The organism is Pseudomonas sp. NyZ480 (genome assembly GCF_029537255.1).
Classification (GTDB): Bacteria; Pseudomonadota; Gammaproteobacteria; order Pseudomonadales; family Pseudomonadaceae; genus Aquipseudomonas; species Aquipseudomonas taiwanensis.
This window is the reverse complement of sequence record NZ_CP120626.1, coordinates 1,204,430-1,224,285: the sequence shown is the minus strand read 5'-3', so window position 1 is coordinate 1,224,285 and position 19,856 is coordinate 1,204,430. Positions and strand designations below refer to the sequence as shown.

Genomic DNA, 19,856 nt, shown 5'->3' with positions numbered 1-19,856 from the left:
CGGCTACACAGGAGTAAAGACGCGCCCGCGCCACTTCTCAAGACGCGGGCGCTGGCTGTCAACGCTGGATCTTGATCTCAGTGCGACGGTTCATGGCGCGGCCATCGGCCGTGGCATTATCGGCCACCGGCTGGGTCTCGCCGGCACCAACCACAGAGACGAAGCTGCTGCGCGGTACGCCTTGCTCGACCAGGTAATCCGTCACCGAGTGAGCACGACGCTCGGACAATTTCTGGTTGTAGCTGTCCGAGCCTACGCTGTCGGTGTGGCCAGTGACACTCAGCCGAGCGCTCGGCGCTTCCTGCTTCAGCCGCGCGGCGATGGTATTGAGTCGCTCTTTGTCCGCTGTCGTCAGGCGAGCGGAGTCGAACTCGAAGCGTACATCGCGAATGACGATGACTTCTTCTTTCTGGACCACGGCCTCCTGCACCACCGGAGCCGGTTCAGGTGGGCAACCATTGGCATCGACCTGCACGCCGCGCGGCGTGCCTGGACATTTGTCGCGGCTATCCGGCACACCATCGCCATCTTCGTCACCATCGCCATGAACCCAGCAATAGCCGGCCGCCATGGTACCGCCCACCAACGCGCCCCAGCCAGCCCAGCTGGAGCTTTCTATGGCGCCCAAAGCGGCGCCGCCCACGCCCCCGACGGCAGCACACTTCGGCCAGTCGGTTTTCTGCAAACCTGCACAACCAGTCAACACACTGGTGAGCAGTACCAGGGGTATCGCTGTGCGTACTATGCTCATTTTGTTGCGTCTCCTAGGGGGAATCGGCATATGGCCGATCCTTGGGAGTAAAGACCGCGCAATCCATCCCTGCCAGCGATAAGCCACGACGCGGCCACATGCCTCTTTGCCCACAGCCGACAGCCCGCTAGTCTTGGACGACCAGAATGAGGATTGGCAATGACCGACGGTTTTTCCCAACGCACCCCGCAACAAGCCCTGGCGGCCCTGCTAGAGCGCTTCACCCCGCAACGTCTGCTGCTGGTCGGCACGCGTTTCCCGGCCTTGGAGGCCTTTGCCCAGGCGCATCCCCAGGTACGGATAGAAACCGCTGCCGCCGGCCCGCTACCTGCCGAACTTGCGGCCCAACGTTTCGACCTGGCTGTGCTGGTGGACTGCCTGGAGCACCTGCCCAAGCGTGTCGGTCTGGAGTTGCTGGGCGGTATTCGCAACCTCAATGCCAGTCGAGTGGCAGTGCTGGCCGACCTGTCGGTATGTGGCTGGCAAGACACCGACTTCTTTGCCTTGGCGCTGTCGGCAAGCGAGAAATTCCGCCGCGATGAACAGGTATTGAGCCTGTTCACCTATGATCTACATGACTACAAGCAGGTCCCCGACTGGCTCAACGCCAAGTTCTGGGCCAACCCTGAAAACTTTGGCAAGTACTGGTGGTGATGATGAGTGTCTCGGTTTGCCCTTGCGGCAGCGGCAACCTGCTCGATGCCTGCTGCGGGCATTACCATGCCGGCACCCCGGCGCCGGATGCACAGACGCTGATGCGTTCGCGCTACAGCGCCTATGTGCTGGGCCTGATCGACTACCTGGTGGCCACCACCCTGCCTGCCCAGCAGGCGGGCCTGGACCGCACGGCCATGGCTGCCTGGAGCGCCCAGAGCACCTGGCTGGGTCTGGAGGTGGAAAGTGCCGAGGTATTGGGTGGCCAGCCCGAGCACGGCTTCGTCACCTTCACGGCGCGCTGGCATGACCAGGAGGGTGACCACCAGCATCGCGAGCGTTCGGCGTTCGTACAGCATGACGGACGGTGGTACTTCATCGACCCGACCGTCGGGCTCAAGGCCGGACGCAACGACCCCTGCCCCTGCGCCAGCGGGCAGAAATTCAAGAAATGCTGCGCCAGTTACGTGGGTAGCTGAACATGCTCGCCCTGGCCCGCCTGTCCGTACTCAGTGCGTTGCTGATGTTGCTGGCGGGCTGTGCCGGCTGGTGGCGCAGCGATTGGCGCGATCCTCAAGTGCATCTGGTCAAGGTCGAGACCGTGAAGGCCAGGTTGCTTCAACAGGAGTTCGTGCTGCATGTGCGCATCGACAACCCGAATGACAGCCGCCTGTTCATCCGCAACCTCGATTACTCGGTGCGGCTCAACAACTTGCTGCTGGTAGAAGATGAGGCCAGTTTGTGGCGCAGCGTCGGCGGCCATGCCCGGCGGACCTTCAAGATCACGGCTCGCACCAACCTGTGGGAACACCTCAAACCCTTGTCCAAGCTGCTCAAGAGTGGTGAGCCGCTGCATTACACCCTGCAGGGCGAGCTCAATACCGGGCTGCTCATCTTCCGAAGCCTGCACTTGTCGCGCAGTGGTGAGATAATGCCCGGCGATCTCAAACCGGAGTAACCCTGCAATGACTCAACAACCCCATGTTCATGGCCCGGACTGCAACCACGGTCACGATCATCATGACCACGATCACGGCCATGTACACGGTCCGCACTGCAACCATGGCCACCAGGAGCCGGTGCGCAATGCGCTCAAGGACGTCGGTCGCAACGACCCATGCCCATGCGGTAGCCAGAAGAAGTTCAAGAAGTGCCACGGTGCGTGAAGTACCAAGCAGGTCTTGGGTTTTCTAGCGCCGCCTAGAACGGCGGCATCGCGAGCGAGGCGCGCACTACAGTCATTCGACCGTGAACGAGGTGCGAAGGGATTGTAGGAGCGCGCCTTGCTCGCGATGCGTCGCGCCGGCACCTTTCGATCTCGAACCCGCTGAAAAATCTACCGGCATGCTACCTTAAGCGCCTTCCAACCCCCCGCCATACCTAGCAGGAGCCTTGTCATGGCCGCCCCCGCCTTTCCACCCTTCCGCCCGCGGCTCACGATGGCTGCCACGCTGCTCGGCATGCTCGGACTCGCCGGTTGCCAGATGGGCGGCTACCAAGACAGTGTCCCACCGACCACTGGCGTCCAGCCTCTCAAAGGCTTGGCACAGAATGTCACGGTTCGACGCAACGCCATGGGCGCGCCACTGATCGAAAGCAGCAACTTCCACGACGCACTGTTCAGCCTAGGCTACCTTCACGCTGGCGATCGCATCGAACAGATGCTGGCCATGCGCCTGCTCGCCCAAGGCCGCCTTGCCGAACTGGCCGGCAGCGATGCGCTGGACATCGACCGCCTGATGCGGGCCGCCAACCTCAAGCAAAGCTCGGCCCAACTGTATGCAGACGCCTCACCACGTCTGAAACGCTTCTTCGAAGTCTATGCACGCGGGGTCAATGCCTATCTTTTCCGCTACCGCGACAAACTTCCTGCCAACCTGGCCAACAGCGGCTACCGGCCGGAGTACTGGAAACCCGAAGACTCAGCCCTGATCTTCAGCCTGTACGCCTTCAGCCAGTCCGTGAACCTGCAGGAAGAACTGAGCGCCCTGACCCTGGCGCAGAAGGTCGGCAACGACAAGCTGCACTGGCTGTTGCCTGGCGCTGCGGACGAACCATTGGCCGAGGCCGAACTCGACAAGCTCAAAGGCCTGAACATTTCCAGTCAGCTACCGGGCCTGGCGCCCCTGACCGCGGCCAGTCAAAAGCTTGCCGACCTTGACTTGCTCGGCAGCCCAGGCTCGGCCAACCTGGCCCTGGGGCCGCAACGCAGCCGCAGTGGCAAGAGCCTGCTGGCCAGCGATAGCCGCGCAGCCTGGGCATTGACCCCAGTGCAGATCCACACTGGCAAGTATCAAGTCGCCGGCCTGTCGCTGCCCGGCCTGCCCATCGTGCTGGCAGGCTACAACGGCAAACTGGCCTGGAGCAGCAGCGCGGTCATGGCCGACAACCAGGACCTGTACATAGAGCAGCTGCGCCGCCAGGGCAACCAACTGAACTACCTGGCCGATGGCAAGTGGCAAGCTGCCCGCGCGCGCAGCGAAACCTTCTTCGTCCGTGGCCAACGCCCGCTGCGCGAAATCATGTATGACACCCGCCACGGTACCCTGCTCGCCCAACCTGGCAACGCCACGCTGGGCTTGGCATTGAATCTGCCACAGCTCAAGGGCGACCGCAGTCTCGACGCGCTGTTCGACCTGACCCGCGCGCCTTCGGTGGAACGCGCCTTCGACAACACCCGCGAGGTCACAGCCGTCGCTCTGAACTTCGTCTTCGCCGAAGCGGAGCACATCGGCTGGCAGGTCAGCGGTCGATACCCGAACCGCCGCGAAGGTCAGGGCCTGCTGCCATCGCCCGGCTGGGACGGACGCTACGACTGGGACGGCTTCGCCGATCCGATGCTGCACCCCTACGACCAGGACCCACCCGCCGGCTGGCTTGGCCACGCCAACCAGCGCAGTCAGCCACGCGGTTATGGCATGCAACTGTCCAACACCTGGTATTACCCAGAGCGCGCCGAACGCCTCGCTCAGCTGGCCGGCAATGGTCGCCATGACAGCCGCAGCCTGATGGCGCTGCAAAACGACCAGGTCACGCTGCTGGCCGACAAGCTCAAGCAGATGTTCGACGCGCCAGGCATGGCCCAACCACTCAAGCAGGCCATCGACGCCCTGCCCGCTGGTCAGCGCGAGAAAGCCCGCGATGCCCTGGCGCGGCTCAAGGCATTCGATGGCCGCCTGAGCCCGGTATCGGCCGATGCGGCGCTGTATGAACTGTTCCTTCAGGAAGCTGCCCGGCAGACCTTCCTCGACGACCTCGGCCCGGAATCCAGCGCCGTCTGGCACGCCTTCGTCGGCAATGCGCGGTTGTCTTACTCGGCCCAGGCCGATCACCTCTTGGGACGCGAAGACAGCCCGTTCTGGGACGATCGCAACACCCCGCAAAAAGAAGACAAACCGGCCATTCTCGCGCGCAGCCTGGCGGCGGCGGTGGATGCCGGTATAGCGCAACTGGGTGCGGACCGTCGCGCCTGGCAGTGGGGCAAACTGCACCAGTATCGCTGGCCAGGCACGGCCTACCATGGCCTGGGCGATGCTCTCAGCCGCCCGCCGCTGGCCGCCGGAGGCGACTTCAGCACCTTGGCGCTGACGCCTTACGCCTGGGGTAACGACTTCGATACCCGGCTTCCGGCGTCTGCCCGCCTGATCGTCGACTTTGGCCAGGCCGAACCGCTGCAGGTGCTGACCAGCAATGGGCAATCCGGCAACCCGGCCAGCAGGCATTACAGTGACGGCCTGGACGCTTGGTTCAAAGGTCGATTCACCAGCCTGCCAATGCAACCGCAGAACTTCGCCCGGGTGTACGGCAACCAACGTCTGACGCTGGTCCCTGGCAAGTAGATGGATCACGCGGTGGCGTCCAGGACAGGCGCAACCGCGCAGTTTATGCTTCTATTTTTGTGCCGACCCGTGTCGCAGACCGTTTTCGCCACGTAGCCAGGACCACCATGCACCACTCGACCCATGACCTGCTTTCCCCGGTGCCGGGGATCACTCGCCAGTTGCACAGTTTCCACTTCGGCCCCCGCGGTAGCACCAAGGTGTATATCCAGGCCTCGCTGCATGCCGACGAGCTGCCGGGCATGTTGGTGGCCTGGCACCTCAAGCGTCGGCTGGCCGAACTGGAACAGCAAGGCCGCCTGCGCAGCGAGATCATTCTGGTGCCGGTGGCCAACCCGGTCGGCCTGGAACAGGTGCTGCTGGACGCCCCGCTGGGGCGCTTCGAGCTGCAAAGTGGCGAGAATTTCAACCGCAAGTTCGTCGACCTGTCGGACAGCATCGGCGACCAGGTCGAACAACACCTGAGCCAGGATCCTGCGCACAATGTCGCGCTGATCCGCGAATACCTGCGCCGGGGTTTGGACGCACATCCGGCGCAAACGCCCCTGCAGTCATTGCGACTGACCCTGCAGCGCCTGGCCTGCGATGCCGATCTGGTGCTGGACCTGCATTGCGACTTCGAAGCGGTCGAACATCTGTACACCACCCCGGAAGCCTGGCCGCAGGTCGAGCCTCTGGCCCGTTACCTGGGAGCGCAGGCCAGCCTGCTGGCAACCGACTCCGGGGGCCAGTCATTCGATGAATGCTTCAGCCTGGTCTGGTGGCAATTGCAACAACGCTTCGGCAAGCGCTATCCGATTCCACTGGGCAATTGCTCGGTCACCGTCGAATTGCGCGGGCAAGCCGACGTCAGCCATGAACTGGCCAGCAAGGATTGCCAGGCCATTCTCGACTACCTGACCTACAAAGGGGTTGTCGAAGGTGCCTGCGCGCCGCTGCCGGCCTTGCCCCGCCCGGCCACTCCCCTGGCGGCCGTTGAACCGGTACACACCCCGCTGGGCGGGCTACTGGTGTACCACGCCAAACCGGGAGAGCATGTGCAAGCGGGCCAATTGATCGCAGAAGTCATCGACCCGCTCAATGACCGGGTCACGCCGATCCGCAACAGTCAGCCGGGGCTGCTGTACGCCCGCAGTGTGCGGCGTATGGCAACCGCCGGCATGGTTATCGCCCATGTCGCGGGGGAACAGGTGGTGCGCAGCGGCTACCTGCTGGCCAACTGAGCACGCTCAGGCAGCCGGGTGTCAGGCCACGGGGGAAGGCGGTGGCTCGTCGGGCAAGGTTGGCTCGCCGGGCTCCATGGGTTGGCCTTCACCAGGGTCGGGCGGCTGCGGAGTATCAGGGTCGGGCTGATGCGGCACACCGCCCGCCTGCATCGGCAGCGGGTGCGCCAGCAATGACCACGCCAGCAGGCCGATCTGATTAGGCTCAAGCACAGCCAGCTTCGCACTGATCGCGGGATGGAGTTTCATTGACAGCTCCTGAGCAGAGCCGATGCGCCTCACGCGCATCGGCACGGTTACCTCGTTGGAGTGCCAAAGGCGCAAGGAATTCCCCGCGCTCGTCGACTCAGGTACGCGGCAGGGTGACGCCGCGCTGACCTTGGTATTTGCCGCCGCGGTCCTTGTAGGACACTTCACATTCTTCGTCGGACTCGAGGAACAGCATCTGCGCCACACCCTCGTTGGCATAGATTTTCGCCGGCAGGGTAGTGGTGTTGGAGAATTCCAGGGTCACGTGCCCTTCCCACTCAGGCTCGAGCGGGGTGACGTTGACGATGATGCCGCAACGGGCATAGGTGCTTTTACCCAGGCAGATGGTCAGTACGTTGCGTGGAATACGGAAATACTCGACCGTGCGCGCCAGGGCAAAGGAGTTTGGCGGGATGATGCAGACATCGCTCTTGACGTCGACGAAGCTACCGGCATCGAAGTTCTTCGGGTCGACCGTGGCCGAGTTGATGTTGGTGAACACCTTGAATTCGTCGGCACAGCGCACGTCGTAGCCGTAGCTGGAGACGCCGAAGGAAATCACCCGGCTGTCCTGCTCGCCGCGCACCTGGCGCTCGACGAACGGTTCGATCATGCCGTGTTCCTGCGCCATGCGGCGAATCCACTTGTCCGATTTGATGCTCATGGCGGGGGTGTCCTGAAGGGTTGCGAGGTGAAAATCGAGATGCGCATCTTACCGGTCCACGCGCTCAGGTTAAAGTTCCATGCCGCACCCCGCGCCAGACGGGGCCTACGGTGGCCGTCGATCTGAATTTCGACAAAGGCCATCTTGGTGATTGGCAGGTCGTGGAAAGTGGGTTAAGGTGACGCCACTGTGCTGCACGTGACACCGAGAATCTCTAGTTTGATGCACGATTCCTATCGACCCATCGCTGAATTTTCTGCTCTCTTTGCGCTCAGTCCCGGCCAGGGTTTTTCCTGACCGTAATCAACTTTGTCCAAGGAGACAGAAACATGTCCAACCGTCAATCCGGTGTTGTTAAGTGGTTCAACGATGAGAAGGGCTACGGCTTCATCACCCCTCAGTCGGGCGACGACCTGTTCGTGCACTTCAAAGCCATCCAAGCTGACGGCTTCAAAACCCTGAAAGAAGGCCAGGCTGTTACTTTCGTCGCTACCCGCGGCCAGAAAGGCATGCAGGCTGAAGAAGTTCAGATCGCCTAAGTCGATCTCGCTTCCTCGCTTTCAAAAAAACCCGCCATCTGGCGGGTTTTTTTATGCCTGGATCACACTGCTACTGCAGTGATCGGAAAATCGTCGCGGTGCTTGCAGGCGCTGGCGCGCTGCTTGGTGGTGGCCGCGTCGGTGATCGCCGGCAAACCGGCGCCTGCCGCGCAGCCTCCTGAGCGAACCTCAGTCTTCGCTGATGGTGATGCTCGGCATCGCCGGTGCAGCCGCTTCCTGCAGCACGATCCGCGCGCCCACCTGGCGAGCCAGCTCTTGATAAACCATGGCGATCTGGCTTTCCGGCTCGGCGATGGCCGTCGGCTTGCCGTTGTCTGCCTGTTCGCGAATCAGCATCGACAACGGCAACGAGGCCAGCAGGTCGACACCGTACTGCGCAGCCAGTTTCTCACCGCCGCCCTCACCGAACAGGTGCTCGGCGTGGCCGCAGTTCGAGCAAATGTGCACGGCCATGTTTTCCACCACACCCAATACCGGGATGTTCACCTTGCGGAACATTTCCACGCCTTTCTTGGCGTCCAGCAACGCCAGGTCCTGAGGTGTGGTGACGATCACTGAACCGGCCACCGGCACCTTCTGAGCCAGGGTCAGCTGGATGTCGCCCGTGCCGGGCGGCATGTCGATCACCAGGTAGTCAAGGTCGTCCCAGGCGGTCTGGGTCACCAGTTGCAACAGCGCGCCGGAGACCATCGGGCCACGCCAGACCATCGGTGTGTTGTCGTCGGTCAGGAACGCCATGGACATGACTTCCACACCATGGGCCTTGATCGGTACGAACCACTTCTGCTCGCGGATCTGCGGGCGCGTACCTTCGGCGATACCGAACATCACACCTTGGCTCGGGCCATAGATGTCGGCATCCAGAATGCCCACTCGGGCGCCTTCACGGGCCAGTGCCAGGGCCAGGTTGGCCGCGGTGGTCGACTTGCCTACCCCGCCCTTGCCGGACGCCACGGCGATGATGTTCTTTACATTGGCCATGGCCGGCACCTGGGCCTGGGCTTTGTGCGCAGCCACCACGCAGTCGATCGACACTTGGGCCGAGGTGACGCCGTCGAGGTTCTCAATCGCTGTCTGCAGCACCTGGGCCCAGCCATTCTTGAACAGGCCAGCGGCATACCCCAACTGCAACTGCACGCTGACCTGGCCGCCCTGGATGTCGATGGCCCGCACGCAGCCGGCGCTCACGGGGTCCAGGTTCAGATACGGGTCGGTGTACTGGCGAAGCACGCCTTCGACGGCGGCACGGGTGACGGCACTCATGGAGGCTCCCATTGGCAAACGAAAGTGAAACAGGCGCTTATCCTAACCCGTCAATCGTCAGTAGATGCGTCCTTAGGGTGAAATATATTTCCCAGCCCTTTATAGTTGCCGATCACCCTTGTTTTTACCCGAGCCAGATAAGTAGCCGAGCCAACATGTCCGAGCCACGCCAGATTCTCGTCACCAGCGCCCTGCCCTATGCCAATGGATCCATCCACCTTGGCCATATGCTCGAGTACATCCAGACGGACATGTGGGTTCGCTTCCAGAAACTGCGTGGCAACCAGTGCATCTATGTCTGCGCCGACGACGCCCACGGCTCGGCCATCATGTTGCGCGCCGAGAAGGAAGGCATCACGCCTGAGCAACTGATCGCCAACGTCCAGGCCGAACACAGCAGCGACTTCGCCGATTTCCTGGTGGACTTCGATAACTTCCACTCCACCCACTGCGAAGAAAACCGCGAGCTGTCCAGCATGATCTACACGCGCCTGCGTGATGCCGGACACATTGCCACCCGTTCGGTCACCCAGTACTTCGACCCAGAGAAGGGCATGTTCCTGGCTGACCGCTTCATCAAGGGCACCTGCCCCAAGTGCGCGGCCGAAGATCAGTACGGTGACAACTGCGAGAAGTGCGGTGCCACCTACGCGCCGACCGAGTTGAAGAACCCCAAGTCGGCCATCTCGGGGGCGACCCCGGTCTTGCGCGACTCGCAGCACTTCTTCTTCAAGCTCCCCGACTTCCAGGCCATGCTGCAGCAGTGGACCCGCAGCGGCACCTTGCAGGACGCAGTGGCCAACAAGCTCGCCGAATGGCTGGACGCCGGCCTGCAGGAGTGGGACATCTCCCGTGATGCGCCGTACTTCGGCTTCGAGATCCCAGGCGAGCCGGGCAAGTACTTCTATGTCTGGCTGGACGCGCCGATCGGCTACATGGCCAGCTTCAAGAACCTCTGCGCACGCCGTCCGGAGCTTGACTTCGACGCATTCTGGAAAGAAGACTCCAAGGCCGAGCTGTACCACTTCATCGGCAAGGACATCGTCAACTTCCACGCCCTGTTCTGGCCAGCGATGCTCGAAGGTTCGGGGTTCCGCAAGCCAACCGGCATCAACGTGCACGGCTACCTGACCGTCAACGGCGCGAAAATGTCCAAGTCGCGCGGCACCTTCATCAAGGCGCGCACCTATCTGGACCACCTGCAGCCCGAATACCTGCGCTACTACTATGCCTCCAAGCTGGGACGTGGCGTCGACGACCTGGACCTGAACCTCGAAGACTTCGTGCAGAAGGTCAACTCCGACCTGGTCGGCAAGGTGGTCAACATCGCCAGCCGTTGCGCAGGCTTCATTCACAAGGGCAATGACGGCGTGATGGTTGCCGGCGACGCCGCACCCGAGCTGACCGAAGCGTTCCTGGCGGCGGCGCCATCGATCGCCGAAGCCTACGAAGGTCGCGACTTTGGTCGGGCCATGCGCGAAATCATGGCACTGGCCGACCGCGCCAACGCCTGGATCGCCGACAAGGCGCCGTGGTCGCTGGCCAAGCAGGAAGGCAAGCAGGATGAAGTCCAGGCTATCTGCGCCCAGGGCATCAACCTGTTCCGTCAGTTGGTGATCTTCCTCAAACCGGTACTGCCGGTACTGGCCGCCGATGCCGAGGCGTTCCTCAACGTCGCCCCGCTGTCCTGGAATGACCACCTGTTGCGCCTGGAAAATCACAAGCTCAACCCATTCAAGGCGCTGATGAGCCGCATCGAACCTGCCAAGGTCGAAGCCATGGTCGCCGCCAGCAAGGAAGACCTGCTGGCCGCCGAAGCCAAGGCCCCTGCTGGCAACGGCGAACTGGCCAAGGACCCACTGTCGGCCGAAATCGAGTTCGACACCTTCGCCGCCGTCGACCTGCGCGTGGCGCTGATCGTCAAGGCCGAATCGGTTGAAGGCGCAGACAAGCTGCTGCGCCTGACACTGGACATCGGTGACGAACAACGCAACGTGTTCTCGGGCATCAAGTCGGCCTACCCTGACCCATCGAAGCTGGAAGGCCGCCTGACCATGATGGTTGCCAACCTCAAGCCGCGCAAAATGCGCTTCGGCGTTTCCGAAGGCATGGTCATGGCGGCAGGCCCTGGTGGTGAAGAAATCTACCTGCTCAGCCCCGACAGTGGTGCCAAGCCAGGCCAACGCATCAAGTAACGCCCCAGCCCCGGCTCAACCGCCGGGGCATTTGCATCCACGGCCGACATTTCCCGGCTATCGTCATCCCATGAACGACTACATGCTGGTTCTGGTCAGCGCTGCACTGATCAGCTTCCTGACCCTTCAACGCCAGCCCGCTTCGCGGCTGCACGTGCATGTGCTTGGCATGGCGTGCGCATTGGCGATCTTACTGGGAGTGACTGGCGGGCAATTGCTGGTGCGCGTACTGCTGGTGCCCTGGCAACTGCAGGATCTGCAACTGTTGCTGCTACTTCCATGGCTCGCGCTGGTGAGTTGGGCGGTGCAATGGGTACTGGCAAAGTTACGGCCAGACTGGCCTGTTACCGCGCTAACGGCGCTCATGCCAGCCGGGGCTCCACTGCTAGGCTTGTCGGTACAAGCGACGGCCGAAGGCCAGGGCGCACTGGTGGTCACCACCAGTGCGCTACTGACTGGCCTTGGCTTCTGGCTGGCACTGGCGCTGTTCAACGACCTGCGCCAGCGCACCGAACAGGCCGACATCCCGGTCAGCCTGCGGGGCTTGCCCATCGACTTGCTCGGCGCCGGGATCATGGCGATGGCGTTCTCCGGCCTGAACGGATTATTCACACAATGAGTCTGATACAACGCATCGACGCCCTGCTACCGCAAACCCAATGCGGTAAATGCGGCCACCCAGGCTGTCGGCCCTATGCCGAAGGTCTTGCCGCGGGCGAAGCGATCAATAAATGTCCGCCAGGCGGCAGCGAAACCATCCATGCCCTGGCCTCCTTGCTGGACCTCCCGGTGATCGCGCCTGACCCACAGCGTGGCAGCGCGCCACCGCAGGTGGCGTTCATACGCGAAGCGGAGTGCATCGGCTGCACCAAGTGCATCCAGGCCTGTCCAGTCGATGCCATAGTCGGGGCGGCCAAGCTGATGCACACCGTGATCGCCGCCGAGTGCACCGGCTGCGACCTGTGCCTGGCCCCGTGCCCGGTCGACTGCATCGACATGCTCCCCGTACCGCCCGATGTCGTACCGGTAGTCGGTGGCTTGGCCCATACCCCCAGGCAATTGCAGGACCGCCAGCGGCGTCGCGATCAGGCGCGTCATCGCCATGAACAGCGCGCGATCCGCCTGCTGCGCGATGAAGCCCGCCGCGAAGCCCAGCGTGCGGCACGCCATACAGCCAAAGCCGCGAGCGCACCTGACAGCACACTAAGGGCGTCCGACCCGATCAAGGCGGCCATGGAACGGGTACAAGCCCAGCAAGCCTCCAACAATGATGCGGCACTCAAACAGGCCAAGATTGCCGCAGCCATGAGCCGGGCGCAGCTGAGCAAGGCCCGAACCGCGCTTGGCGCAACGCCCAGCGACGACCAGCTCGCTCAACTGCAAACGTTGCAAGCTGCCGCTGACCAGGCCCAGCAACACCTCGATGCGCTTCAGGCAGGCCCTGAAAATGGCAGCGCCTGAGCCGCGAATGCGCAACGCCATGGGGCTGGTGCTGCTGGCCTGCGTGCCTGGCCTGTTGGCACTGTTCTGGCTGCACGGCTGGGGCCTATTGTTGAGCTTGCTGTTGTGCTGCGGCGCAGCCCTGGCCTGTGAAGCATCGCTGCTGGCATTGCGCGGCCAGCCCGTCGCCGAAACGCTGGCCGATGGCAGTGCACTGGTGACCGCAGTGCTGCTGACTGCCGCCCTGCCGACCCACGCGCCCTGGTGGATTCCGGTGATCGCCGCCAGCGCCGCCATTGGTATTGGCAAGCAAGCCTTTGGGGGTGTGGGCCGCAATCTGTTCAACCCGGCCATGGTCGGCTACGCCTTGGTACTGCTGTGCTTCCCGCTGCACATGAACCATTGGCCGGGGCAGTCGCCCGGCCTTCTGGACAGCCTGCAACAGGTGTTGGCCAACGAGCCCATCGATGCCTGGGCACAACCGACCATCCTCGACGGCCTGCGCCACAACCGCAGCCTGACCATCGACGAACTGTTCGCCCAACATCCAGGTTTCGGCACCCTTGGCGGGCGCGGCATCGAGTGGGTCAACCTGACGTTCCTGCTCACAGGCCTCGTGCTCATGCAGCGCAAGGTGTTCGGCTGGCAGACGCCGACGGGGTTGCTCGCGGGGCTTGCGCTGTTCAGCTTACTGGGCTGGAACGGCTCGGGCTCGGACTCCCATGGCTCACCCTTGCTTCACCTGTTCTCCGGGTCGACCATGCTGGCGGCTTTCTTCATTGCCACCGAACCTGTCTCCGGCCCCAAGAGCGACTTGGCCAAGTTGCTGTTCGGGTTCGGTGCGGGCCTGTTGATCTACCTTATCCGCACGTGGGGCAGTTACCCTGATGGCACCGCCTTTGCCATCCTGCTGATGAACCTTGCCGTCCCCTGCCTTGAGCGTCTTGCCTTGCGACGCACGCAGGCCTCGCCGTGAACCGCCTCATCGCCTCGACAGCCTGGCTGATCGCCATTGGGGGACTGGCCGTGTCAGCCACACTGGCCTGGCACCACTGGACCCAACCCGCGATCACCCAAGCCGAGCAAGCATTGAAGGAACGTCAACTGCTCGCCATCCTGCCCGCAGGCAGCTATGACAACCGTCCGCTGGCCGCCGCGTTGCAGGTACCCGAAGCCGAGCAGCCGCACAGCCGTATCATCGCGGCCTACCGGGCGACGCTCGGCACGAGGTTGACGGCTATCATCTTGCTCAGCGAGACCCAAGGCTATTCCGGCGTCATCCAGCTGAGCATCGCCATCGCCCCCGACGGGCGCTTGATTGGCAGCCAGGTACTCGAACAACAGGAAAGCCCTGGACTGGGCGCGCGAATCATCGACCCGCAAGTGGATTGGCTGGCACAGTTTGCCAACCGGCAGTTGAAGGACCGCTGGGCGCTCAAGCGCGACCACGGAGATTTCGACCAGTTGGCGGGCGCCACGGTCACCTCGCGGGCAGTGATCGCAGCGTTGCAGGACGCCTTAAGTTACTTCGACAAGCATCGGCAAACGCTGCTCGAGGACGCTGTTCATGAATAACTATTTCTGGCTGGCTGCCAGCCTGCTCCCCGTGCTCGGGGCTACCCGCACGTTGACCCAAGGCGCCTGCATCGCGCTGTGTATGCTGGGCTTGACGCTCGCTCACCAGGCATTGCTGGCGCCTCTGCGCTGCCGGCTCAGCGCAGCGGCGTACCAGCTGGCAAGCCTGCTACTGATCGCTGCCCTTACCAGTTGCCTGCAGCTTGGCCTGCGTGCCTGGGCCTTGCCGATTGCCCAGTCGCTGGGCTTCTACCCGGTGCTGTTGTGCCTTGCGTGCATCGCGTGGGACAACTTGTTGCCAATGGAGGGGCGTTGGCGACAGTGGGTATGGCAACTGAGCGGTATGGTTATGATCTGCACACTCTTGGGCGCCACCCGCCAATGGCTGAGTGAAGGCCTGAACCTGCATCTGGCCAGCCTTGCCCCAGGCGCCCTGCTGATACTCGGCATGCTGTTGGCCTTGTACAATCGCCTTCGCCCAACCCTGCCCTTAACGCCGAAGGAAAGCGTCGCCCCATGAATGCCGCAAAACGCCTGGAAATCTTCCGCAGGCTGCACGAAGACAATCCGGACCCGAAGACCGAGCTGGCCTACACCACACCGTTCGAACTGCTGGTAGCCGTGACCCTCTCGGCTCAAGCCACCGACGTTGGCGTCAACAAGGCCACGGCGCGGCTATTTCCCGTGGCCAACACGCCAGAAGCCATCTATGCCCTGGGCGTTGAGGGGCTGAGCGAATACATCAAGACCATCGGGCTCTACAACAGCAAGGCCAAGAACGTCATCGAAGCCTGCCGCCTGTTGATCGAGCGCCACGGCAGCCAGGTCCCGGAAACGCGCGAGGCCCTGGAAGCCCTGCCGGGTGTGGGCCGCAAGACAGCCAACGTGGTCCTCAATACCGCCTTCCGGCAACCCACCATGGCGGTCGATACGCATATTTTCCGGGTCAGCAACCGCACCGGCATCGCGCCCGGCAAGACAGTGCTGGAAGTGGAAAAGAAACTGATCAAGTTCGTGCCCAAGGATTACCTGCTCGATGCCCACCACTGGCTCATTCTGCATGGGCGCTATGTGTGTCAGGCGCGCAAGCCGCGTTGCGGAAGCTGTCGGATCGAAGACCTTTGCGAGTACAAGCACAAGACTTCGGACGATTGAGTCGATAGCAAAAAACGGGGGCTGACGATTGAAAAAATCTTTTTTACCGGGCTCAGCTTTCTCGTTATAAGGACCGCCAATGGCCCTTTGGCTTGGAGCGACTCAATGAGCACCGATAAAGACGACGACCTGTCCATCGAAGATGAATTTGCTACCGCCGACGACGAAGCGGAACCTCAGGTAGAAACCGCGAAGACCAACCTGAGCAAACGCCGCACCATTGACAACCTGCTGGAAGAGCGACGCCTGCAAAAGCAGTTGGCCGATTTCGACTACGACCTGTAGTCCCCCGGAAGGCCTCCCTGGTGGAGGCCTTCCGCTTCATGGCACTCAGGTCAAGCCATGCCGTTGGGCAAGCTCGATCAGGTCAACCAACGACCGGGCATTGAGCTTGAGCAACAATCGAGTCTTGTAGGTACTGACCGTCTTGTTGCTGAGGAACATGCTTTCGGCAATCTCCTTGTTTGACTTGCCGCGTGTCAGTTGCTGCAGCACCATCATTTCCCGGGCGGATAAACGCTCGACCATTTCGCTCTCGGTCGCGCCGCCTCCCCTTCCTCGCGACGGGTGCAACGCTTGGTTCGGGAAATAACTGTAACCCGACAGCACGGCCTTGATCGCACTGAGCAACTCGGTGAGCTCCTGCTGTTTGCACACGTACCCCGAAGCCCCCGCCTGCATGCAACGCATCGAGAAGTGGCCTGGTGCCTGTGAGGTCAGCACCAGAACTCGGCTTCCCGGACTGGCCGAGGCCATGCGGGCGATCACCTCGAGCCCATCGAGTTTCGGGATACCGATATCCAGCACCACGATGTCCGGTAGGTGTTCTCGCGTCAGTTGCAAGGCGGCCACGCCGTTATCGGTTTCGGCGACCACATCGTAGCCGTGCCGCTCCATCAGCATGCGTACGGCCAAACGTATGACCGGATGGTCATCCACGATAAGCACTTTATTCATGCGAAATCCATTCATTATTTTCGTTGACGCGCCAAGATAACCGAGCAGAACAACTCTTGCGTTACGATTTTCCGCTCGAATACGCGAATAGATGGAACTTACAGCAATTGGAGAAATTTCCTACAAGTTGGTTGTACTTTCACTCAACTTCTTCGTATCACAAATTACCTGCGCTGCTTCGGAATTGAACAGTTGAAACTATCCGCACGACTTGAGTGAAACTTCGCTGCGCGGATGCAAGCGAAACTTATCGTCGTCAGGTTGAACGGCAGGTGGCTTCAAGCGTGGAAAGCCCCACTCTTTAGTTGATTGACTTAGTGCGGTATTGAGAAGAAAACAGCAGGAGACCACCCTCATGCCCAACGCTCAACCTGTCGCGCCGCTGACCATAATCGCTGTCTTCGCGGGCATCATCGAAGCCTCCGCGCTGGCCACCCTGCCCTTCCTCAGCGAGGACAGTCAAACCCTGTACACCTGGTTCCTCGTCGCCTTTCCGTTCTTCCTCACCGCGTTGTTCTTTCTCACGTTGAACTTCAACTACAAGTCCTTCTACGTGCCCGACACCGCCCTTGGCGAAACAGCCACTCATGCGATGAGCCCACTGAGCCCGAGCCAGGTTTTCACGCCCACTCCAGTAACAGTGATGTTCCATGGACCCCATGCGCAGTCGACGCTACGCCAGCAAGTGCTCGAAGCGCTGGAGTATCCCAACGACACCGAGCGCAGCTGGTTGTTTCTGGACCTGGAAAAACATCAGTCCATCAACCTGACTCTAGGACCACTTCCTAAGCACACGGCGGCACTTGCGCCTTGAAGTGCTGCGGCGCGATTAACGCAAAAAAAAACCCCGGCCGAAGCCGAGGTTTTGGTGCAGCTCAAGGCAGCAGTTAAAGCATCGAACGGCCTTTGTTGGCAGCAATGCGCATGCGCAGCGCATTGAGCTTGATGAAGCCCGCAGCATCGGCCTGGTTGTAGGCGCCGCCATCTTCCTCGAAGGTCGCGATGTTGGCATCGAACAGCGAGTCATCCGACTTGCGGCCGACAACGATGACGTTGCCCTTGTACAGTTTCAGGCGTACGACGCCGTTCACATTGACCTGGGAAGCGTCGATCATCTGCTGCAGCATCAGACGCTCCGGGCTCCACCAGTAGCCGGTGTAGATCAGGCTGGCATACTTCGGCATCAGCTCGTCTTTGAGGTGGGCAACTTCGCGGTCCAGGGTGATCGACTCGATGGCGCGGTGAGCCTTGAGCATGATGGTGCCGCCCGGGGTCTCGTAGCAGCCACGGGACTTCATGCCGACGTAACGGTTCTCGACGATGTCCAGACGGCCGATACCGTTGGCGCCGCCGATGCGGTTCAGGTCTGCCAGGACGGTGGCCGGGGACTTCTCGACGCCGTCGATGGCGACGATGTCACCGTTGCGGTAGGTCAGCTCGATGTAGGTCGGGGTGTCGGGGGCTTTCTCCGGAGAGACGCTCCAACGCCACATGTCTTCTTCGTGCTCGGTCCAGGTATCTTCCAGTACGCCGCCTTCATAGGAGATGTGCAGCAGGTTGGCATCCATCGAGTACGGCGATTTCTTCTTGCCGTGACGCTCGATCGGAATACCGTGCTTCTCGGCGTAGTCCATCAGTTTTTCGCGGGACAGCAGGTCCCATTCGCGCCACGGGGCGATGACCTTGACGCCCGGCTTGAGTGCGTAGGCACCCAGCTCGAAACGAACCTGGTCGTTACCCTTGCCGGTCGCGCCATGGGAAATGGCATCGGCGCCAGTTTCGTTGGCGATTTCGATCAAACGCTTGGCGATCAGCGGACGGGCGATGGAAGTACCCAGCAGGTACTCGCCTTCATAGACGGTGTTGGCGCGGAACATCGGGAAGACGAAATCACGCACGAACTCTTCGCGCAGATCGTCGATGTAGATCTCTTTAACGCCCATTGCCTGGGCCTTGGCACGAGCCGGCTCGACCTCTTCGCCCTGACCGAGGTCAGCGGTGAAGGTCACCACTTCGCAGTTGTAGGTGTCCTGCAGCCACTTGAGAATCACCGAAGTATCAAGGCCGCCGGAATACGCCAGTACGACCTTTTTTACGTCCGCCATGCCATCACTCCACGGGGTTGTACGGAAAGCCACCGATTCTAACGGTGTTGTGGCCAAATTTACAGTGGGGCGACAGCTTGTGATGACAAAGCGACAGGAACTGTCGATAGCGCGACTCCCTGTCGCGGGGAATCAGGATTTTGCCGCGGGTGCCCGGGCGGCCGGGGCCGGTGCTGTGGCAGCCGGTGCCGCGGCAGGTTGCGCGGCCGGCTGCTCGACGGGCGCCTCCACAGGCTTCTCGACTGCCGCGACGCGGTCCAGTTCGATATTGACCCGGCGGTTGCGCGCACGGTTGGCAGGGGTGTTGTTTTTCACCAGCGGGTAGCGTTCGCCGTGGAAGCGCACGACGATCTGCTCCTCCGGTATACCGTTGGCCTTGAGGTAGTCGGCCACGGCCAGCGCCCGGCGGCGCGAGCTGTCACGATTGGTCAGGCGGTTGCCGCTGTTGTCGGAGTGGCCGTTGAGCTCGATATGGTTGACCGTCGGATCGGCCTTCAGATACTCGAGAATCACATCCAGACGTGCCTTGGCCGAGGCATCCAGCTCGATGCCACCCCCTGGGAAACCCACCTGGGTCTGGCGGACCTGATCGAAGTTCATTGCCAACAGCTTGCCCGCACACGCCTGGTAGGCGCCGTAGGCTTTGGCAAAGCTCACCGGCAGCACACGCACCTCCATGGCTCGCCCGCCCTCGCCCGCGTATGCGCGCACCACCGTGCTACGTCCGTCGAGCAGACCGTTGATCAAGCGGCTGGCTTGGCCCTGGGAAGAACTGAACAGCACGCCGGTGCGCGCCATACGGACCGCCCCCAGGTTGATGTCGGCCCGTCCAGGCTGCCATGGCGCCGCCGCTGCCAGCAGCGTCGCGGAACCTGCGCCCAGGGCATTGGTGTCCGAACGCAACCTGAAGACCGGTTGCTCGCCAGCCCGGCGCACGAACTCACCGCTGCCAAAACCGTCGATCGGCTGGACAAGACGGCATTCGAACTGATCACCCTCGACTTTCCAGGCGATGTTCTCCATGCGGGTCTGGAAGGTCAGCGCACCAGCCGGCAGGCTGGCGAACAGGGTCAACAGGGCTAGGTAACGCTGGCGCACGGGCGGCTCCACTATTTCTGACGGCTTACCTTGAGGCTATCGGGCGCCGACCGGAAAACTTGATAGCCGTGCTCGTCCCTGGGTTTTCCGGTAGCATTGGGGCTTGAGTTCGACCCGCCTGGAATCCC

22 protein-coding genes and 1 pseudogene are annotated in these 19,856 nt (G+C 62.0%); 16 read left to right on the top strand and 7 right to left on the bottom strand.

The window, feature by feature from the left end; genetic code table 11:
• Nucleotides 1-58: 58 nt before the first annotated feature.
• The gene (locus P3R38_RS05520; RefSeq protein ID WP_023379059.1) at nucleotides 59-751 is read right to left on the bottom strand and encodes an OmpA family protein; all 693 of its coding nucleotides are present in this window, start codon (nucleotides 749-751) and stop codon (nucleotides 59-61) included.
• 159 nt (nucleotides 752-910) lie between these two features.
• Between P3R38_RS05520 and P3R38_RS05515 the strand changes: the two genes are divergently transcribed.
• The 6 genes from P3R38_RS05515 (at nucleotide 911) to P3R38_RS05490 (ending at nucleotide 6,467) form a co-directional block, all read left to right on the top strand.
• Nucleotides 911-1,405, top strand: a complete 495-nt coding sequence (locus P3R38_RS05515) for a DUF6231 family protein (RefSeq protein WP_027907482.1) — start codon at nucleotides 911-913, stop codon at nucleotides 1,403-1,405.
• Nucleotides 1,406-1,407: 2 nt separating this feature from the next.
• Nucleotides 1,408-1,884, top strand: coding sequence for a YchJ family protein (locus P3R38_RS05510; RefSeq protein WP_027907481.1), 477 nt, complete (start codon nucleotides 1,408-1,410; stop codon nucleotides 1,882-1,884).
• Nucleotides 1,885-1,886: 2 nt separating this feature from the next.
• Nucleotides 1,887-2,363: an LEA type 2 family protein gene (locus tag P3R38_RS05505; protein WP_023379047.1), complete on the top strand. Its 477-nt coding sequence runs from the start codon at nucleotides 1,887-1,889 to the stop codon at nucleotides 2,361-2,363.
• Nucleotides 2,364-2,370: 7 nt separating this feature from the next.
• Entirely contained in the window at nucleotides 2,371-2,571 is a 201-nt protein-coding gene (locus P3R38_RS05500) for an SEC-C metal-binding domain-containing protein (protein ID WP_023379046.1), read from the top strand.
• Between the two features lie 231 nt (nucleotides 2,572-2,802).
• The gene (locus P3R38_RS05495) at nucleotides 2,803-5,244 is read left to right on the top strand and encodes a penicillin acylase family protein (protein ID WP_027907480.1); all 2,442 of its coding nucleotides are present in this window, start codon (nucleotides 2,803-2,805) and stop codon (nucleotides 5,242-5,244) included.
• Between the two features lie 107 nt (nucleotides 5,245-5,351).
• Nucleotides 5,352-6,467 carry a succinylglutamate desuccinylase/aspartoacylase family protein gene (locus P3R38_RS05490; protein ID WP_104882103.1) on the top strand — a complete coding sequence of 372 codons (1,116 nt, stop codon included), beginning with the start codon at nucleotides 5,352-5,354 and terminating at the stop codon, nucleotides 6,465-6,467.
• 21 nt (nucleotides 6,468-6,488) lie between these two features.
• Here P3R38_RS05490 and P3R38_RS05485 read toward each other — a convergent pair whose 3' ends face one another.
• Together P3R38_RS05485 and dcd are read right to left on the bottom strand one after the other, a co-directional pair.
• Nucleotides 6,489-6,716: a hypothetical protein gene (locus P3R38_RS05485; RefSeq protein ID WP_023379042.1), complete on the bottom strand. Its 228-nt coding sequence runs from the start codon at nucleotides 6,714-6,716 to the stop codon at nucleotides 6,489-6,491.
• A gap of 97 nt (nucleotides 6,717-6,813) precedes the next feature.
• The gene (gene dcd / locus P3R38_RS05480; protein ID WP_008096785.1) at nucleotides 6,814-7,380 is read right to left on the bottom strand and encodes a dCTP deaminase; all 567 of its coding nucleotides are present in this window, start codon (nucleotides 7,378-7,380) and stop codon (nucleotides 6,814-6,816) included.
• A 329-nt stretch (nucleotides 7,381-7,709) separates the two neighbouring features.
• On the opposite strand from dcd, the gene P3R38_RS05475 reads away from it, so the two are divergent.
• Nucleotides 7,710-7,919, top strand: a complete 210-nt coding sequence (locus tag P3R38_RS05475; protein WP_003254922.1) for a cold-shock protein — start codon at nucleotides 7,710-7,712, stop codon at nucleotides 7,917-7,919.
• 189 nt (nucleotides 7,920-8,108) lie between these two features.
• On the opposite strand, the gene apbC is transcribed toward P3R38_RS05475, so the two are convergent.
• Nucleotides 8,109-9,203 (bottom strand): iron-sulfur cluster carrier protein ApbC, encoded by a 1,095-nt coding sequence (apbC, locus tag P3R38_RS05470; RefSeq protein ID WP_027907479.1) that lies wholly within the window; start codon nucleotides 9,201-9,203, stop codon nucleotides 8,109-8,111.
• A gap of 155 nt (nucleotides 9,204-9,358) precedes the next feature.
• On the opposite strand from apbC, the gene metG reads away from it, so the two are divergent.
• From metG to P3R38_RS05430, 8 genes and pseudogenes are all read left to right on the top strand, one after another.
• A complete protein-coding gene (gene metG, locus P3R38_RS05465; protein WP_027907478.1) occupies nucleotides 9,359-11,398 on the top strand; it encodes a methionine--tRNA ligase in 2,040 nt (679 codons plus the stop codon).
• Between the two features lie 70 nt (nucleotides 11,399-11,468).
• Nucleotides 11,469-12,017: an Rnf-Nqr domain containing protein gene (locus P3R38_RS05460; RefSeq protein ID WP_027907477.1), complete on the top strand. Its 549-nt coding sequence runs from the start codon at nucleotides 11,469-11,471 to the stop codon at nucleotides 12,015-12,017.
• A pseudogene (gene rsxB / locus P3R38_RS05455) lies at nucleotides 12,014-12,835 on the top strand (electron transport complex subunit RsxB); the annotation flags it as partial. The gene P3R38_RS05460 and the pseudogene rsxB, both read left to right, overlap by 4 nt.
• Before the next feature lie 10 nt (nucleotides 12,836-12,845).
• Nucleotides 12,846-13,814: an RnfABCDGE type electron transport complex subunit D gene (locus P3R38_RS05450; protein ID WP_104882890.1), complete on the top strand. Its 969-nt coding sequence runs from the start codon at nucleotides 12,846-12,848 to the stop codon at nucleotides 13,812-13,814.
• Entirely contained in the window at nucleotides 13,811-14,413 is a 603-nt protein-coding gene (locus tag P3R38_RS05445; RefSeq protein ID WP_104882891.1) for an RnfABCDGE type electron transport complex subunit G, read from the top strand. Before P3R38_RS05450 ends, P3R38_RS05445 begins: the two co-directional genes overlap by 4 nt.
• Entirely contained in the window at nucleotides 14,406-14,933 is a 528-nt protein-coding gene (locus P3R38_RS05440; protein WP_023379035.1) for an Rnf-Nqr domain containing protein, read from the top strand. Before P3R38_RS05445 ends, P3R38_RS05440 begins: the two co-directional genes overlap by 8 nt.
• Nucleotides 14,930-15,568 carry an endonuclease III gene (gene nth / locus P3R38_RS05435; RefSeq protein ID WP_023379034.1) on the top strand — a complete coding sequence of 213 codons (639 nt, stop codon included), beginning with the start codon at nucleotides 14,930-14,932 and terminating at the stop codon, nucleotides 15,566-15,568. The genes P3R38_RS05440 and nth overlap by 4 nt, the downstream gene beginning before the upstream one ends.
• Nucleotides 15,569-15,673: 105 nt before the next feature.
• Entirely contained in the window at nucleotides 15,674-15,853 is a 180-nt protein-coding gene (locus P3R38_RS05430; RefSeq protein ID WP_023379033.1) for a hypothetical protein, read from the top strand.
• Nucleotides 15,854-15,898: 45 nt separating this feature from the next.
• On the opposite strand, the gene P3R38_RS05425 is transcribed toward P3R38_RS05430, so the two are convergent.
• Nucleotides 15,899-16,525 (bottom strand): response regulator transcription factor, encoded by a 627-nt coding sequence (locus tag P3R38_RS05425; RefSeq protein ID WP_023379032.1) that lies wholly within the window; start codon nucleotides 16,523-16,525, stop codon nucleotides 15,899-15,901.
• 355 nt (nucleotides 16,526-16,880) lie between these two features.
• On the opposite strand from P3R38_RS05425, the gene P3R38_RS05420 reads away from it, so the two are divergent.
• Complete coding sequence (locus tag P3R38_RS05420) at nucleotides 16,881-17,339, top strand: hypothetical protein (protein ID WP_023379031.1); 459 nt, start codon at nucleotides 16,881-16,883, stop codon at nucleotides 17,337-17,339.
• A 73-nt stretch (nucleotides 17,340-17,412) separates the two neighbouring features.
• Here the strand turns inward: P3R38_RS05420 and P3R38_RS05415 are convergent, their stop codons facing one another.
• Together P3R38_RS05415 and P3R38_RS05410 are read right to left on the bottom strand one after the other, a co-directional pair.
• Nucleotides 17,413-18,630: an argininosuccinate synthase gene (locus P3R38_RS05415; RefSeq protein ID WP_023379030.1), complete on the bottom strand. Its 1,218-nt coding sequence runs from the start codon at nucleotides 18,628-18,630 to the stop codon at nucleotides 17,413-17,415.
• Between the two features lie 132 nt (nucleotides 18,631-18,762).
• Nucleotides 18,763-19,728 carry an OmpA family protein gene (locus P3R38_RS05410; RefSeq protein ID WP_277686890.1) on the bottom strand — a complete coding sequence of 322 codons (966 nt, stop codon included), beginning with the start codon at nucleotides 19,726-19,728 and terminating at the stop codon, nucleotides 18,763-18,765.
• Between the last annotated feature and the right edge of the window lie 128 nt (nucleotides 19,729-19,856).